Genomic DNA, 14554 nt, shown 5'->3' with positions numbered 1-14554 from the left:
TCCCCAGTTATTTCAATTTTATCACTTTTAAAAAGCTTTGTCACGGATATGCATTTCAGTTCTTGATGTAAACGTTTTAGTGATTTTAGATACCTGAAATATGGCGGATATTATGGTATAATATAGTTAATTACTAATAGTGAAATGAGGCATTTATTAATGCAGGATAGAAATTTAGTGAATGTCAATCTGACAAAGGAGATGAAGACGAGCTTTATCGACTACGCCATGAGTGTTATCGTAGCGCGAGCCCTTCCTGATGTTCGAGATGGCTTGAAACCTGTTCACCGTCGGATTCTCTATGGAATGAATGAATTGGGTGTTACTCCAGACAAACCTCATAAAAAATCTGCTCGTATTACAGGGGATGTCATGGGTAAATATCACCCACACGGGGATTCCTCTATCTATGAAGCCATGGTCCGTATGGCTCAATGGTGGAGTTACCGTTACATGCTTGTAGATGGTCATGGGAACTTTGGTTCCATGGACGGTGATGGTGCTGCCGCCCAGCGTTACACTGAGGCACGTATGAGCAAGATTGCTCTGGAGATGCTTCGTGATATCAATAAAAATACGGTTGACTTCGTTGATAACTATGATGCCAATGAACGTGAACCCTTGGTCTTGCCAGCACGCTTTCCTAATCTTTTGGTAAATGGAGCAACTGGTATTGCTGTTGGGATGGCAACCAATATTCCACCTCATAATCTGGGTGAAACCATTGATGCAGTGAAGTTAGTTATGGACAATCCTGAAGTGACCACTAAGGACTTGATGGAAGTCTTGCCAGGGCCAGATTTTCCAACTGGTGCTCTTGTTATGGGGAAATCAGGTATTCATAAGGCTTATGAAACAGGTAAAGGATCGATTGTCCTCCGTTCTCGTACTGAAATTGAAGAAACTAAGACTGGCCGTGAGCGTATTGTTGTAACAGAATTTCCTTATATGGTCAATAAAACAAAGGTGCATGAGCATATTGTTCGTTTGGTTCAGGAAAAACGCATTGAGGGCATCACAGCAGTTCGTGATGAGTCAAACCGTGAAGGGGTTCGTTTCGTAATCGAGGTCAAACGTGATGCCTCAGCCAATGTTATCCTTAATAATCTCTTCAAGATGACCCAGATGCAAACCAACTTTGGTTTCAATATGCTTGCTATCCAAAATGGTGTACCGAAGATTTTGTCCCTTCGTCAGATTTTGGATGCTTATATCGAACATCAAAAAGAAGTGGTTATTCGTCGGACACGTTTTGATAAAGAAAAAGCGGAAGCACGTGCTCATATCTTAGAAGGTCTCTTGATTGCGCTAGACCATATCGACGAAGTGATTCGTATCATCCGTGCTAGTGAAACGGATGCGGAAGCACAAGCTGAGTTGATGAGCAAATTCAAGTTATCTGAACGTCAAAGTCAAGCCATCCTTGATATGCGTCTTCGTCGTTTGACAGGTTTGGAACGCGATAAGATTCAGTCTGAGTATGATGATCTCTTGGCTCTGATTGCGGATTTAGCAGATATTCTTGCTAAACCAGAACGTGTTTCTCAAATCATCAAAGATGAATTAGACGAAGTCAAGCGTAAGTTTGGTGACCAACGTCGTACGGAATTGATGGTCGGTGAAGTCTTAAGCCTCGAAGATGAGGATTTGATTGAAGAAACGGATGTCTTGATTACACTTTCTAACAAGGGATACATCAAACGTCTGAACCAAGCTGAGTTCACCGCTCAAAAACGTGGGGGGCGTGGTGTTCAAGGTACAGGTGTTAAGGATGACGATTTTGTTCGTGAGTTAGTGTCGACTAGCACCCATGATCACCTGCTCTTCTTCACAAATAAAGGACGTGTCTATCGCCTGAAAGGCTATGAAATTCCTGAATATGGCCGTACTGCCAAGGGATTGCCAATTGTCAATCTTTTGAAATTGGATGAAGGTGAAAGTATTCAGACCATCATCAATGTTGAATCTGAACGCAGCGATGACGCTTATCTCTTCTTCACAACCCGTCATGGTATTGTGAAGAGAACCAGCGTTAAGGAATTTGCTAATATCCGTCAGAATGGACTCAAAGCACTTAACCTCAAGGATGAAGATGAGTTGATTAATGTCTTGCTGACAGAAGAGGACACGGATATTATCATTGGTACCAAGTTTGGTTATGCAGTTCGCTTTAATCAATCAGCTGTTCGTGGTATGAGTCGTATCGCCACTGGTGTGAAAGGTGTTAACCTTCGTGACGGAGACACAGTTGTTGGTGCTAGTGTGATTACAGACCAGGACGAGGTTCTTATCATCACAGAAAAGGGCTATGGTAAGCGCACAGTTGCGACCGAATATCCAACTAAAGGTCGTGGTGGCAAAGGGATGCAAACTGCTAAAATTACAGAAAAGAACGGTTCTCTTGCTGGTCTTATGACCGTTAAAGGCGATGAAGATTTGATGATTATCACTGATACAGGTGTCATGATTCGAACCAACGTTGCCAATATTTCACAAACAGGTCGCTCAACTATGGGAGTTAAAGTGATGCGCCTGGACCAAGATGCCAAAATTGTAACCTTTACTACGGTTGCAGCGGCAGAAAAAGAAGAAGTTGGGACAGAAAACGAAACAGAAGGTGAAGCATAATGTCCCATAAAAAGAACAAAAAGAAAACAAACCGTAAAAATTTATTAACCAATATTTTGGCAGGGTTTTTAATCCTCTTGTCAGTGGCTTTGATTTTCAATTCAAAAATTCGTGATATGTTCATGGTTTGGAATACCAATAAATACCAAGTCAGCCAGGTATCAAAAGAAAAATTGGAAGAAAATCAAGATACAGAAGGAAATTTTGACTTTGATTCTGTAAAAGCCATCTCGTCAGAAGCTGTTTTATCCTCACAATGGGATTCGCAAAAATTGCCTGTTATCGGTGGAATTGCTGTTCCTGAGGTAGAAATTAACTTGCCTATTTTTAAGGGGCTTGATAATGTCAATCTCTTCTATGGAGCTGGTACAATGAAGCGTGACCAAGTGATGGGGAAAGGAAACTATTCACTTGCGAGCCACCACATCTTTACAGCAGAAAATGCCAGTCAAATGCTCTTTTCTCCACTGGCACGCGCTAAAAATGGAATGAAAATTTATCTAACTGATAAGGATAAAGTTTATACCTATGAAATTCGAGAAGTGAAGCATGTGACACCAGATCGCGTCGATGAGATTGATGATCGTAGTGGTGTTGATGAAATCACACTTGTAACATGTGTAGACTATGATGCGACAGAGCGTATTATCGTAAAAGGTGACTTGAAAGATACAAAGGATTATTCACAAACACCTGAAGAAATTTTAACAGCTTTCAATCAACCATATAAACAGCGCTATTAGTATTTAAAGAATCAGTAAACATTTAGTTTTACTGGTTCTTTTTATATTGCTTTATAAGCATTCTAAGTAATGATAAATCAATACAAATACTAGCATTTTTCAAAAACAATTACCTATTTTAATATTTTGTGTTATAATACTAAATATAAAAAAATAGGAGATGTTTATGAGTTCGTCAGAGTTTATTTCGAAGATTGATTATTATTGCCACAAGAAAGAAAGTCTTTTCAAGCAAAGTAAATTCAAGTATGCTATTCGTTCTATGTTTGCAGGTGCTTTTTTAACCTTCAGTACAGCTGCTGGTGCTATTGGTGCAGATTTACTTAATAGTATTGTTCCAAGTAGTGGGTATTTCCTGTTCCCATTTGTTTTTGCTTGGGGGCTGGTTTATATTGTCTTTCTAAATGCGGAATTGGTAACTTCCAATATGATGTATTTAACAGCAGGCGCATTTTTGAAAAAGATTGATTGGAAAAAGGCAATGATTATTTTACTCTATTGTACTTTGTTTAATCTCATTGGTGCCTTGGTGGCTGGATGGGCCTTTGCCAACTCGTCAGCCTTTTCGCATTTGACCCATGATAGCTTCCTTCCTAAGCTTGTAGCCAAGAAATTGGCACGTCCAAGTGATTTAGTCCTGCTTGAGGGAATTCTTGCCAATGTATTTGTAAATATTGCTATTCTTTCATCTATATTAGTCAAAGACGGTGCTGCCAAACTATGGATCATTTTATCAGCTATTTCCATGTTTGTCTTCTTGTCCAATGAGCACATCGCTGCCAATTTTGCTTCTTTTAGTATTATGAAATTCAGCATGATTGCTGATCAAGTACCTCACTTTGGTCTTCCAAATATCCTTCGACATTGGGGTATAACCTTTATTGCTAACTTTATAGGTGGAGGTCTTCTGATTGGTTTACCGTATGCCTTTCTAAATAAGAATGAAGATACATATGTTGATTAAGAAGAGTTAGTGTATCAGGGAGAATTAGAACGATTCTCTCTTTTTCTTTTACAAAATAGGTTTGCAGCGAAAATCGTTTTGTAAATTGTAACAACAAAATATATTAAATAGAATAAAAGTTATTCCATGCAATCTTTATATTCTAATAATTAAAAATTCTAAAAGCTTGTTATTAAAACAATGTAAACGATTGCTGGGTTTTTAAATTTATCAAAAATACAATTAGGAAAGGCTTTTCATTATATCTGTTTTATGTTATAATTATCACAAATAAAAGTTTTAGGAGTTTATTATGGTTTCTTCAGAATTTATCTCAAAGATTGAATTTGCTTGCAAGAAGAAGGAAAGTCTTTATAGCCAAAGTAAATTTAAGTATGCGATTCGTTCTATGTTTGCAGGTGCATTTTTGACCTTCAGTACAGCTGCTGGTGCAGTTGGGGCTGACTTGATTAATAAAATTGCACCAGGTAGTGGACGCTTCCTCTTCCCATTTGTCTTTGCTTGGGGCTTGGCCTACATTGTTTTCTTGAATGCCGAGTTGGTAACATCAAACATGATGTTCTTGACTGCTGGTAGTTTCTTGAAAAAAATCTCTTGGAGAAAAACGGCTGAGATTTTACTTTACTGTACCTTGTTCAACCTTATCGGGGCTTTGATAGCAGGTTGGGGCTTTGCCCACTCAGCAGCTTATGCACATCTGACACACGATAGTTTCATCTCAGGGGTTGTTGAGATGAAGTTAGGCCGTTCAAATGAATTAATCTTGCTTGAGGCGATTTTGGCAAATATTTTCGTAAATATTGCGATTCTTTCATTTGTTTTGGTCAAAGATGGTGGTGCCAAACTTTGGCTTGTGTTGTCAGCGATTTACATGTTTGTATTCTTAACAAACGAGCACATTGCGGCGAACTTTGCTTCTTTTGCGATTGTAAAATTCAGTGTTGCTGCTGATTCAATTGCTAACTTCGGTGTTGGGAATATGCTTCGTCACTGGGGTGTAACCTTCATTGGGAACTTGATCGGTGGTGGTCTCTTGGTTGGTCTTCCATATGCCTTCCTCAATAAAAATGAAGATACTTATGTAGATTAAGAAAATGAGCACGATTGAGTCGTGCTTTTTTCGTTTTTAAAATAGAGTAATAGCTATTTCTTATATAAAAATATAGAAAACTGATATTTGTAAACTATAACTTAAGGTGCTACAATATCCTTAATCAAACTATTTGGAGGTCGTTTTATGACTCGTGATTTTAAATTTGAAACTTTGCAACTACATGCTGGTCAAGTTGTGGATCCAGCTACCAAGTCTCGTGCAGTGCCGATTTACCAGACAACATCCTTTGTTTTTGATGATACGCAGGAAGGTGCGGATCTTTTTGCCTTGAGAAAACCAGGGAATATCTATACCCGTATTACCAATCCTACAACAGCTGCCTTTGAAGAAAGAATCGCTGCTCTTGAAGGTGGTGTTGGAGCTCTTGCAACAGCATCAGGTATGGCCGCAGTAACTTATACGATTTTGGCGCTTGCCCATGCTGGTGATCATGTAGTAGCGGCATCAACTATTTACGGCGGGACCTTCAACCTCTTGAAAGAAACCCTTCCTCGTTATGGTATCACAACAACCTTTGTGGACGTGGATAATTTGGAGGAAGTAGAAGCAGCTATCAATGACAATACCAAGCTTGTCTTGATTGAAACCTTGGGCAACCCCTTGATTAACATTCCAGATTTGGAAAAATTGGCAGAGATTGCTCATAAGCATCAGATTCCACTCGTTTCAGATAATACCTTTGCAACACCTTATTTGATTAACGTTTTTTCTCACGGTGTAGATATTGCTATTCACTCTGCGACTAAGTTTATCGGTGGGCATGGTACGACTATTGGTGGAGTGATTGTCGATAGCGGTCGTTTTGACTGGGCGGCTTCAGGGAAATTCCCTCAATTTGTTGACGAGGATCCAAGTTATCATAACTTGAGCTATACTCGTGATGTGGGTGCAGTAGCCTTTATTATCGCTGTCCGTGTTCAATTGCTTCGTGATACGGGTGCGGCATTGTCTCCATTTAATGCCTTCCTCTTGCTCCAAGGACTTGAAACTCTTTCACTTCGTGTGGAACGCCATGTGCAAAATGCAGAGAAAATTGTTGATTTCCTTGTCAACCATCCTAAGGTAGAAAAGGTAAACTATCCAAAACTTGCAGACAGTCCTTATCATGCCTTGGCTGAGAAATACTTGCCAAAAGGTGTGGGCTCAATCTTTACCTTCCATGTCAAAGGTGGGGAGGCAGAAGCACGCAAGGTAATTGATCATTTAGAAATATTCTCTGACCTAGCAAACGTGGCAGATGCTAAATCGCTTGTTGTCCATCCAGCGACAACCACTCACGGTCAGTTGTCAGAAAAAGATCTAGAAGCAGCAGGTGTCACACCAAATCAAATTCGTTTGTCAATCGGTCTTGAAAACGTAGAAGATTTGATTGAAGACTTGCGCTTGGCCTTGGAAAAAATTTAAAGAAAAAGAAGATAAACAGTGGGTTTCGACTCGCTGTTTTTGATTTTCCCTTAGGCATGATATAATGGTTACAGAAGTCTAGAAAGAGGAACGATATGAACGAAATCAAATGTCCCAACTGTGGGGAAGTCTTTACAGTAAATGAGAGCCAGTATGCTGAACTTTTATCCCAAGTGAGAACAGCAGAGTTTGATAAGGAATTGCACGATCGGATGAAGCAGGAACTGGCCTTGGCTGAGCAAAAGGCCATGAATGAGCAACAGACTAAACTGGCTCAAAAAGACCAAGAAATTGCGCAATTACAGAGTCAAATCCAAAACTTTGATACAGAAAAAGAATTGGCTAAGAAAGAAGTTGAACAGACAAGTCATCAGGCTTTATTGGCTAAGGACAAGGAAGTACAGGCCTTGGAAAACCAATTGGCGACCTTGCGTTTGGAGCATGAAAATCAACTGCAAAAGACCCTTTCTGACCTAGAAAAAGAACGAGACCAGGTCAAAAATCAGCTCCTACTGCAAGAAAAGGAAAACGAGCTTTCTCTTGCTTCAGTTAAGCAAAACTACGAAGCCCAGCTCAAGGCAGCCAGTGAACAAGTCGAATTTTATAAGAATTTCAAGGCACAGCAGTCTACAAAAGCTATCGGGGAAAGTCTGGAACACTATGCAGAGAGTGAGTTTAACAAGGTCCGTAGTTTTGCCTTTCCAAATGCTTACTTTGAGAAGGATAACAAGGTTTCTGCGCGTGGTTCTAAAGGAGACTTTATCTTCCGTGAATGTGATGAAAATGGAGTAGAGATTATCTCCATTATGTTTGAGATGAAAAATGAAGCAGATGGAACAGAGAAGAAGCACAAGAATGCAGATTTTTACAAGGAATTAGACAAGGACCGTCGGGAGAAGAACTGTGAGTATGCCGTTTTGGTGACCATGCTTGAAGCTGATAACGACTACTTTAACACAGGGATTGTAGACGTCAGCCACGAATATGAAAAGATGTATGTGGTTCGTCCCCAGTTCTTCATTCAGCTGATTGGACTCTTGCGTAATGCGGCTCTTAATTCTCTCAAATACAAACAAGAATTGGCCTTGGTTCGAGAGCAAAATATTGACATTACGCATTTTGAGGAAGACTTAGATGCCTTTAAACTAGCCTTTGCTAAGAACTATAACTCAGCTTCGACTAACTTTGGCAAAGCTATCGATGAAATTGACAAGGCTATCAAACGCATGGAAGAGGTTAAGAAGTTCCTGACAACATCTGAAAACCAACTCCGCCTAGCGAACAACAAGTTGGAAGATGTTTCGGTCAAAAAATTGACTCGAAAAAATCCAACCATGAAAGCGAAATTTGAAGCTCTGAAGGGGGAGTGAGATTATCTTAAAAACAGGAGTGTTATATGAAAAGAGCTATAGAAATTATTAGAACATGGTCAGCTGATAAAATAGAATTAATTTTTCTTAAAATTATATTTAAATATTTGCTGTATTTTTTAGTGTTTTCAACAGTAATTGCTTATGTCTATATTTTTAACCATTCATCGACCACTTACACAAAGGTATTAACATTATTTCTTGTCCTTCTTATATTGTTTATTCTTCTATCTAAACTATTACTTGATAAGGTTTTAATTGATATTTTATCTCAAGATATCAATTTAGCAAAGTATCAGGATATAGTTGCTAGAGCTGATGCAAATTCTTTAAATAGAAATGTTCAGATTCTTCCCAAATATTTGGCAAATGCAAAAGTATCCTTTTATAGAGGACTATTCCAAGATAGTTTAGAATTGCTGAATAAAATAAAAAATAGTAATCTAAAAAAATCCCAAAATCTGTACTATGTTTTTAATATCAAGTATTATAGTATCCTAAACTTGGTTCATTTGAATGATTGTATGGAATTGCAAGAATTGATGGTAGAAATTGAAGGTCTAACAAGTAACTTTCAATCAAAAATTTTTAAATATCAGGAAGAAATTTTGAGTTTAAAGGCTATTGTTGATATCTATTGCAATAAAATATCAAACGACTACTTTGACATTACTGAGCCAGAAAGTAAGCTAGCTCGAATCATGTTCTCTTATTACGGAGCTCTCAATGCCCAGCTAAAAGGAGATGAAGCTCGTGCCCGTAGTTTGTTTGAAAGTATCGTCCATGAAAATCCAGAGCTCTTTTATGTTCAGGAAGCGAAAAAATATTTAGAATCAGTGAAATGAGAGTAATATATGAAATTGATTGAAAAAATAGTAAGTAGGGCGACAGAAAACACTCTTCTACAACTTGATAGGGTTATTCTAATTTGCGTATTTTTAGTCTTAGTTGTTGATGCGATGGCAGTATTTTTAGTATTTCAAAGCAATTTGGAAATATTGGGACTCATATTATTAGTTATTGACTTTTTTGCTCTTGTCTTTGTATTTTATTTAAGATTTGTATCTAGCAAAGTTGTTTATCTAATGTTAAATGATGCTATTAATATTAAACTCTATGAAGACATGTTTAGGGTTCAATCTGAGAAATCGATTAAGATTTATAGGGCAACGTATCAAGAATATTTTCAATTTATTCAGGGACAAGTGGCTTATCTAAAAGGAGATTTTCAATCAGCTAAGGAAAATATGTCCAAATATGACTTGAAAAAAATTTGGGGTAGATTAAGAAACTATACATTTTTAATATCAAGCTTTGAACTATTAAAAGTTTCTCTTCATCTTCAAGATGCGCAAGATATTGCTTTCTTTGAGGAACAATTGTCCAAGGCGCCAGATTTTAAAGGAGGCAAAGCTAAACTCGTTGCACAAACTCAAGCCATAAAAGATATTGTGTTCAATAAAGAAGCGAACGACTACTTCGACACCACTGAACCTGAAAATAAGCTAGCTCGAATCATATTTTCTTATTATGGCGCTCTTAATGCTCAGCTAAAAGGAGATGAAGCTCGTGCTCGTAGTTTGTTTGAAAGTATCGTCCATGAAAATCCAGAACTCTTTTGTGTACAGGAAGCGAAGAAATATTTAGGAAGTAATAATGTTTCCTAGTACCTTTCGTTTAAATTAAGTAAAAGAGAGTAACCAGGTCAAACAAGACTATGCAACAGTTAAAACGACCACTGAAACAGGGGTGAGAAGTGTGGATCATGGAGAACAGATATTAAAAGCGGGGAAAGTAGTAGTTGCTACAGTTTTTGTTATTGGTGCTTTAATTTATGGTGTTACACTTAGTGCATCTACATTTGGATTTGGAGTCTCGATAGCGGCTCCAGTAATAGCGAGTGCCTTTTTATATTTAAGTTCTACAATGGAGGACAAAGGTGAAAGAGATATTAAATAACTATTCGTTGAAAATATCTAGATTTGAAATTTCAAAATTATATAATTTGACAAAAATAGTATACATTTGCTTATTTCCTATAGTTTGCCTATCATTTATATGCATGGTTGTTGAATTATTTAAAGGTGGGGAAATGAATTTTTTGAAATTCATTACTTATACGGTAGTATGTTTTGGGTTTGAGACATTGCTTTCATTAAACAATAAACTGGTTAAATTAGCTGTAGATAATATCTTTTTGACAGATATTAATTTCGACAAGCACATAAATTATTATCGTTATGTAGCTGAACACTCCGTTAAGTCTCAACAGCTGTTCAATGATGCAAATTATTTACTAGCTATTGCCCAATCGTCATACTACCAAGGAAAGTTTGAAGAAACATTTGATAATTTGGAACGAATAAATTTTGAGGATAAAAATTTTAATAAGAAATTTGAAATCGAATTATCCACAACTTACTTTAAGATTCTTTCTCTAATCCATGCTGATAAGACAGAGGAAATTTCGCACCAAATCGATATGTTAGCTACATTAAAAGTTCGAACAAATTCTCAGGTTGCTAGGCAGACGAATGCAATAAACATAATAAAAGCTATAGAGGATCTTGTTTTAAATAAAAAATCAAACGACTACTTCGACATTACTGAACCAGAAAGTAAGTTAGCTCGAATCATGTTTTCTTATTATGGCGCCCTCAATGCCCAATTAAAAGGAGATGAAGAGCGTGCCCGTAGTTTGTTTGAAAGTATCTCCCATGAAAATCCAGAACTCTTTTATGTTCAGGAAGCGAAAAAATATTTAGAATTAGTGAAATGAGAATAATATATGAAATTAGTAAAAAAAATAGTAAGTAGGGCGACAGAGAATATTCTTCTACAAATTGGGACTATTATTCAAATTAGTGCAGTTGTATCAATATCTATTGGAGCCATAGGAGTTTTTTTAGTTTATCAACCTGCTACAAAAATTTTCGGGCTGATTTTTGTTTCACTAATGTGGCTTCTAATCATCTGGATCTTATACCTACGTTTTGTCCTAAGCAAAGTTATTGTTCTAGTGTTACACGATTCTATTGATCTTAAGCTATATGAAGACATGTTAAGAGTTCAATCAGAAAAATCTATTAAGCCCTTTAGGGCAACATATCGTGAGAATTACCAAATTATCCAAGGTCGAGTGGCTTATTTAAAAGGAGATTTTCAAGCTGCCAAGGAAAATATGTCCAAATATGATTTGAAAAAAATTTGGAAGAGATTCAGAACCCCTGCGTTTTTAATATCAAGCTTTGAACTATTAACAGTTTCCATTCATCTTCAAGATGCGCAAGATATTGCTTTCTTTGAGGAACAATTGTCCAAGGCACCAGATTTTAAAGGAGGCAAAGCTACACTTGTTGCTCAAGCCCAAGCCATAAAAGATATTGTGTTCAATAAAGAAGCGAACGACTACTTCGACATTACTGAACCAGAAAGTAAGCTAGCTCGAATCGTGTTTTCTTATTACGGCGCTCTCAATGCCCAATTAAAAGGAGATGAAGCTCGTGCCCGTAGTTTGTTTGAAAGTATCGCCCATGAAAATCCAGAACTCTTTTATGTTCAGGAAGCGAAAAAATATTTAGAAGGAGAAAACTGATGTCAGAACGTACAGCTTTACCGATTGGGAGTGTTGTTCGAGTGCGAGAAGGTGTAGAGCCTGTCATGATTGTTAATCATTGTCCAGTTACTGAAAAGGACGGCAAGCAAGGTTATTTTGATTTTGGAGCTGTCAGTCTTCCGCTAGGACTCATTAATCAAAACATTATCTTCTTTAACAAAGAGGATATTGATGAAGTGCTCTTCTTTGGTTACATCGATCGTCGTTTTCAAGACTTTTTGAGTCGTTATGATGAGGAAGTCTCAAGAATCAGCTATGACCACTTTAGTGTAGATGATTTTAAAAAATGACATACAAATCCTAGGATTTCATTCTAGGATTTTCTATATGGTGAGAAAATGTTATAATGAAGATTAAGTAGAATAGATGTATCCGAAGTTCGAGTTCAAAAAGATAGGTAAAGCACTCAGTAACTCACTTTCTTCTCTGAAAGGAGCATTTGGATGGTAGGTGTTTGTACCTGTTCCATTATTCTGATTAAATTTATTGAGTTTCAGCCTACGAGTAGAGCTATAAAATATGAAGTGGTGGGTAATGAAAGTGTCGAATAGACGTTATAAAGTTAGTTTAGTTGGGCGTGTGAATAATAGATATTACCTGATAAGGATTTCCAATCAAGAATATATAATAGATTATTCAAATCCCAAGGATGTACGCACCTATTTGTTTGGGTTATTCCCGAAATATAATACAGAGTATCCCATCTATAAAGTTGACAATGCTAGTATAAAAACAACAACTTGGAGAATAATGGATCAATTTCAAGGAAGCTTACTGGAGTATAGTATTGGCATTGTACTAGTTTTTCTTTTGATTCTACCAAAACATATTAACCCACTGTTGATTTTTAATAATTCGATAATTAGAGAATCATGGTATCTTTGGTTATCAATGATTTTTTGTGGAGCTATATTACTGATTTCTTTTCTTATCTTTAAGTCAAATACAGATGAAATCCCTATTTTGGTAGATGAAAAAAGTATTTTACGAAGAGTAGAGGAACCAAGAAAAAGCTTCATCAAATTTCCTCAAAAAATAGTTGATTTTTTAAGTTGTTTTTTAGGAATTCCAATCTGTATTTTTATGGGAGTTGCTTCATCAAATTTTATTTTGTTAATTGTTTTTGGATGTTTAGGATTCTATCAGCTGTTATTTGCTAGGTTTTTTAACTTATTATTTGTAGTTAAAAAACATAAATTTTATATTGTAAAATAAAGAGAAAGTTATGATTTTGCCTATTGGAACTATTGTTTATTTATCTGGTGGAAACCAAAAAGTTATGATTTTAAATAGGGGCGCTATTGTAGAGTAGGAAGGTCAGGATGTATTGTTTGATTATACTGGAGCTCTATTTCCAGAAGGATTAACTCCAGAGCAAGTTTATTATTTTAATCATGAAGATATTGATGATATTGTGTTCAAAGGATATAGTGATATTGATGAAGAGCGTTTTGTTAAATTATATAAGAAATGGCTTGGCTCTATTGAAAGTAGCATTAAAAAAGGAAAAACAGAATAATATATAATGGTGTAATTGTCCTTTCGCAGAGAGTATTTCAATGAGGGCATTGTTTCTAGCGTATGTGGATAGGAGATAGTGAATGAAGATTGATTTATCTGAGGTACAGGCTCGAAAATCGGCCTTGAGTACATCTGTAGGTGGTATCAAGGGCGATCTAACCAAAGCCAGAAGCAGTTTATCTTAAGTTGTCTCTACAGATAATCTCAAAGGTGTCGTTAAGGACACAATCAACCAAAAAGTTTCTAACTACCAGATTCCTTTGCTAGATAACTATAGCAATGCTTTGGATAGTATCGTAAACCGCTATGATGGGATTATCAAGCTTTTTAAGGAGACGGTTGGTGAGACCGACAACAGTGCCATTATTAAGACAGAATACCTAGAACGTATCAAGCAACGCATGAAAGATCCGATCGAGGGATTAAAGGGCAGTTCCAGTAAGACACAAAATATCTATGCAGGGATAAGTGATATCCTAACGTTAACGAATCCTAGTTTGGATAGTGTGAATACGAGCTATAGTCAAGCAGTCAAGAGTTTAGATGATACCATAAAGAACATGGAAGCTTTTAATAGTGTTCTTTTAAAGACAGATACCTTTGACCTTATCGATATGCAAAATAGTGAAATCGCTACCCTATAATGAAAAAGAGGCCAAACGTCAAGGATTGAGAGGAAATGAAGTTGAGGCTAGTAAGGCGACAGGTTTTGTGATAGATGCGGCTAAGGCAGCGGGAACAACTGTTGCAGGGATTGCTGGAGCTAGCGTTGGAGCAACGCTAGCAGGTGTTGGGTTAGGTCTATTAGGTGTTGCAACAGCCCCTGCTTGGGTAACTGGAGCAGTAGCGATTGCAGCATCCGCAGGTGCTGTTTGGCTTGCAAATAAATTTAATGATGATTTTCATATAACAGATAATCTTAAAAAAGGCGCCAATAGCCTAATTAAAGGCATGAGAGGATGGTTTAAATGATACTGGAACGAATTAAAAAAACATTTGAATTTCAAAGAAGTAGAATAAAGGGACCAGTTCCTCTTTGGGGGGTATTAAATGGGATTTTTATTTTGTATCCTATAGCCTTTTTTATGTTTATGGCAGGGGGATTAGAGGTACTCAACAATCCCTCTTTGTATCAAACATTGCTTATTACAGGGATTGTTGTTTGGGTTTTAAATCTAGTATTTTTACTAGATC

General features: G+C 36.9%; 15 protein-coding genes and 2 pseudogenes. All 17 read left to right on the top strand.

Features of this window, described 5'->3' with window-relative positions; genetic code table 11:
• Nucleotides 1–159 precede the first annotated feature (159 nt).
• The gene (gene gyrA / locus D8836_RS08400) at nucleotides 160–2628 is read left to right on the top strand and encodes a DNA gyrase subunit A (protein WP_125393726.1); all 2469 of its coding nucleotides are present in this window, start codon (nucleotides 160–162) and stop codon (nucleotides 2626–2628) included.
• Nucleotides 2628–3371: a class A sortase gene (locus D8836_RS08395; RefSeq protein WP_125393709.1), complete on the top strand. Its 744-nt coding sequence runs from the start codon at nucleotides 2628–2630 to the stop codon at nucleotides 3369–3371. The genes gyrA and D8836_RS08395 overlap by 1 nt, the downstream gene beginning before the upstream one ends.
• Before the next feature lie 166 nt (nucleotides 3372–3537).
• Complete coding sequence (locus D8836_RS08390) at nucleotides 3538–4335, top strand: formate/nitrite transporter family protein (protein ID WP_125393708.1); 798 nt, start codon at nucleotides 3538–3540, stop codon at nucleotides 4333–4335.
• A gap of 292 nt (nucleotides 4336–4627) precedes the next feature.
• Complete coding sequence (locus D8836_RS08385) at nucleotides 4628–5425, top strand: formate/nitrite transporter family protein (RefSeq protein ID WP_045606724.1); 798 nt, start codon at nucleotides 4628–4630, stop codon at nucleotides 5423–5425.
• 147 nt (nucleotides 5426–5572) lie between these two features.
• Nucleotides 5573–6853: an O-acetylhomoserine aminocarboxypropyltransferase/cysteine synthase family protein gene (locus tag D8836_RS08380; RefSeq protein ID WP_125393707.1), complete on the top strand. Its 1281-nt coding sequence runs from the start codon at nucleotides 5573–5575 to the stop codon at nucleotides 6851–6853.
• A gap of 95 nt (nucleotides 6854–6948) precedes the next feature.
• Entirely contained in the window at nucleotides 6949–8223 is a 1275-nt protein-coding gene (locus tag D8836_RS08375; protein WP_125393706.1) for a DUF2130 domain-containing protein, read from the top strand.
• Between the two features lie 26 nt (nucleotides 8224–8249).
• Nucleotides 8250–9068 (top strand): hypothetical protein, encoded by an 819-nt coding sequence (locus D8836_RS08370; RefSeq protein WP_260468277.1) that lies wholly within the window; start codon nucleotides 8250–8252, stop codon nucleotides 9066–9068.
• A gap of 9 nt (nucleotides 9069–9077) precedes the next feature.
• Nucleotides 9078–9890, top strand: a complete 813-nt coding sequence (locus tag D8836_RS08365) for a hypothetical protein (protein ID WP_125393705.1) — start codon at nucleotides 9078–9080, stop codon at nucleotides 9888–9890.
• A 91-nt stretch (nucleotides 9891–9981) separates the two neighbouring features.
• Complete coding sequence (locus D8836_RS11185; protein WP_185761625.1) at nucleotides 9982–10182, top strand: hypothetical protein; 201 nt, start codon at nucleotides 9982–9984, stop codon at nucleotides 10180–10182.
• Between the two features lie 133 nt (nucleotides 10183–10315).
• The gene (locus tag D8836_RS08360; RefSeq protein ID WP_260468276.1) at nucleotides 10316–11002 is read left to right on the top strand and encodes a hypothetical protein; all 687 of its coding nucleotides are present in this window, start codon (nucleotides 10316–10318) and stop codon (nucleotides 11000–11002) included.
• A gap of 9 nt (nucleotides 11003–11011) precedes the next feature.
• Nucleotides 11012–11818: a hypothetical protein gene (locus D8836_RS08355; protein ID WP_260468275.1), complete on the top strand. Its 807-nt coding sequence runs from the start codon at nucleotides 11012–11014 to the stop codon at nucleotides 11816–11818.
• Nucleotides 11818–12129: a DUF4176 domain-containing protein gene (locus D8836_RS08350; RefSeq protein ID WP_125393703.1), complete on the top strand. Its 312-nt coding sequence runs from the start codon at nucleotides 11818–11820 to the stop codon at nucleotides 12127–12129. Before D8836_RS08355 ends, D8836_RS08350 begins: the two co-directional genes overlap by 1 nt.
• Before the next feature lie 229 nt (nucleotides 12130–12358).
• Nucleotides 12359–13054: a hypothetical protein gene (locus tag D8836_RS08345; protein ID WP_125393702.1), complete on the top strand. Its 696-nt coding sequence runs from the start codon at nucleotides 12359–12361 to the stop codon at nucleotides 13052–13054.
• A gap of 10 nt (nucleotides 13055–13064) precedes the next feature.
• Nucleotides 13065–13358, top strand: a pseudogene (locus tag D8836_RS08340) (DUF4176 domain-containing protein).
• A 229-nt stretch (nucleotides 13359–13587) separates the two neighbouring features.
• Nucleotides 13588–14004, top strand: a complete 417-nt coding sequence (locus tag D8836_RS11435) for a T7SS effector LXG polymorphic toxin (RefSeq protein WP_312023143.1) — start codon at nucleotides 13588–13590, stop codon at nucleotides 14002–14004.
• A complete protein-coding gene (locus D8836_RS11430; protein ID WP_260468274.1) occupies nucleotides 13985–14332 on the top strand; it encodes a hypothetical protein in 348 nt (115 codons plus the stop codon). Before D8836_RS11435 ends, D8836_RS11430 begins: the two co-directional genes overlap by 20 nt.
• Nucleotides 14329–14554 (top strand): annotated as a pseudogene (locus tag D8836_RS08330) (hypothetical protein); the annotation flags it as partial. The gene D8836_RS11430 and the pseudogene D8836_RS08330, both read left to right, overlap by 4 nt.

It is taken from the genome of Streptococcus mitis (assembly GCF_003942995.1).
In the GTDB taxonomy this organism is placed as follows: domain Bacteria; phylum Bacillota; class Bacilli; order Lactobacillales; family Streptococcaceae; genus Streptococcus; species Streptococcus mitis_CV.
This window is presented reverse-complemented; position numbering and strand designations above follow the sequence as displayed.